The organism is Trichocoleus sp. FACHB-6 (genome assembly GCF_014695815.1).
In the GTDB taxonomy this organism is placed as follows: domain Bacteria; phylum Cyanobacteriota; class Cyanobacteriia; order Cyanobacteriales; family FACHB-T130; genus Funiculus; species Funiculus sociatus.
Genome location: NZ_JACJOY010000003.1, coordinates 1 through 2,795 on the forward strand (window position 1 = coordinate 1; position 2,795 = coordinate 2,795).

General features: G+C 44.4%; 1 protein-coding gene and 1 pseudogene. Both read left to right on the top strand.

All coding sequences use genetic code 11. From position 1 onward, the window contains the following. A pseudogene (locus H6F66_RS00145) lies at window positions 1-92 on the top strand (IS5/IS1182 family transposase); the annotation flags it as partial. A gap of 280 nt (window positions 93-372) precedes the next feature. Continuing rightward, on the top strand, window positions 373-2,661 hold the full coding sequence (locus H6F66_RS00150; RefSeq protein WP_199313278.1) for an ATP-binding protein: 2,289 nt from the start codon (window positions 373-375) through the stop codon (window positions 2,659-2,661). Window positions 2,662-2,795: the final 134 nt, after the last annotated feature.

Sequence of the window (2,795 nt, forward strand, 5' to 3'; positions counted from 1 at the left end):
GACTCTCTAAGGATTATGAAATTTTGCCGCAGACGTCGGAAGCTTTTATCTATATCGCAAACATTCGTTTGATGTTACGACGCTTAGCTTAGTACACTTCTCAGACATCCTCTCAGGTGAGGGCGATCGCATCGTTTAGCTTTTACTGCACACAGACACAAAAACGATCGCTAGTGAGGCTGCTTAATCGCAGACTGAAGCGAAACCAGGCAATTCTGACAACTGGGCTGGAATTAAGCTGCGATCGCTCTGGTTTAAGCCTTTCTACTGAAACTTAAGCTCAAATGGTATTTTTCCACTCCATTCGGGAACTATAAAGTAAGATTGACTACTTTTGTGTACTTACTTGAAACTTTCTGCTGAGCCACTCCCTTGAACATCAAAACAGATCGTCCTGCTAAGGCTACTCAACAGTTCCCCCTGCGTCTGATTCTTATAGTTCCCTTTTTATTACAAATATTTGCCGCGGTAGGATTAGTTGGCTATCTCTCATTTATAAACGGGCAGAAAGCAGTTAATGACCTAGCCAATCAACTAATTGACAAAGCCAGTCAACAGGTTGACGAACACTTGGATACTTATCTGGCACTGCCACAGCAGTTGAACCAAATCAATGCAGATGCGATCGCTTCTGGACGATTGAATCTGAATGACCCCAAAGCTAGTGAGCAGTATTTCTGGAGTCAAGCCAGAGCTTTTAAAAATCTTAGCTACATTGGCTGCGCCTTACCAGATGGCAGAGAATCAGGCGCGGGACGTTGGGTAAATGGAGTCGATCTCCTCGTCTATGAAAATCCCCGCAGAGGCGGTCTGGCATCAGACTATCTCGCTGACAAGCAGGGAAATCGTGTCAGTCTTGTGCAAAGCTATCAAAACGATCCGTTAGCGAACCTTTGGAATAAACAAGTGCTGAGAACACGTAGACCAGGCTGGTCTGGGATCTCTACATTTGAGACAAGCACTGTAGAAATCGCTGAAGCAGGCAAGGCACTGGAAAGCCAAAACACTGTTTCCAATGTTGGGATCAATTACTATGTCGCAGTCCCCGCTAGGTATCCAGTTTATGACCAGAAGGGTAATCTGCTGGGTCTTCTGATGGTAGATTTGCTGCTAACAAATGTGAGTGAATTTCTTCGCAACCTGAAAGTTAGCCCTTCCGGACAAGTCTTTATCATGGAACGCGATGGCTTGCTGATTGGCAGTTCCAGCACTAAACCAGTGGTACACAAAGTCGATGGCAAAACAAGTCGGTTTAGTGCGCTAGAAAGCTCAGATCCGTTGATTCGCGCCGTGGCAGAAAAATTAAAAGAACAATTCAATAATTTCAAAACCCTGCAAAATACTCAAGAAATTGAGGTGAAATTCAACGGGCAGCGTCAGTTTATTCAGGTAACTCCCTGGCGCGATCGCTTTGGGTTAGACTGGCTGGTGGTTGTCACCGTGCCGGAATCTGATTTCAATTCCCAAATTAATGCCAACACTCGCACAACTATCCTCCTGTGTCTGGGAGCATTGGCAGTAGCAACGATTTTAGGAATCTACACCTCACGCTGGATTACTCGTCCGATCTTAAAGTTGAGCCAAGCATCCGAAGCGATCGCCACTGGACAGTTAGACCAAACGGTGGAAACTACCAACATCAAAGAGCTAGATGCGGTGGCGCAGTCCTTTAACCACATGGCTTCTCAGTTACAAGATTCCTTTAACGAACTGGAACAGACTAACGCCGAATTAGAAAATCGAGTTGAAGCAAGGACGGCAGAACTCTCACAAACCCTTACTGATTTGCGACATACCCAGATACAACTGATTCAGACCGAAAAAATGTCCAGTTTGGGACAATTAGTTGCGGGAGTAGCCCATGAAATTAATAATCCGGTTAACTTTATTCATGGCAACTTGATACATACAGAAGAATATGCCCAAAACTTACTGAATCTGGTGAACCTTTACCAGCAGGAATATCCCAATTCCACTGCAAACATTGAAGATGAGATTGAGGAGATAGACCTGGACTTTCTCAGGCAAGATTTTCCCAAGTTGTTAGCCTCAATGCGACTAGGAGCCGAGCGCATTCGGGAAATTGTTAAATCTCTCCGCAACTTTTCCCGTCTAGATGAAGCAGAATTCAAAGAAGTAGATATTCATGAAGGATTAGATAGCACATTACTAATCTTATTTAACCGCTTGAAACCAACTTCTGATCATCCAGGTATTCAAGTCATGAAAGACTATAGCGAAATACCGTTGGTAGAATGCTATCCGGGGCAACTCAACCAAGTCTTCATGAACGTGCTGTCGAATGCAATCGATGCGTTGCATGAATCCGATAAAAAACGTACCTTTCAAGAGATTGTAAGTAATCCAAGTACCATTCAAATTTCCACAGAACTAAGTCATTCTAATTGGGTAATTGTTCGCATAACGGATAACGGTCAAGGAATGGCAGAGGATGTGCGAACCAAACTTTTTGATCCCTTCTTCACCACCAAGCCAATTGGCAAAGGGACTGGTTTAGGACTCTCCATCAGTTATCAAATTGTAACTGAAAAACATGGCGGGAAATTAGATTGTTATTCCGCACCCGGACAAGGAGCAGAGTTTGCAATTGAGATACCCATTCGCCAAACTATAAAACCCCTGAACGGCGCGTTGGCGTAGCCCTTGGGAAGCGCGAAAGAGTATAGAACCCATTTGACATCTTACGGAGCCTAAATTAAGGTACTCAAAGCCGTCTCACCCTGCTCCGATGCCGTATTCCAGTGACCTCACCGATGAAGAATGGGAAATCCTTG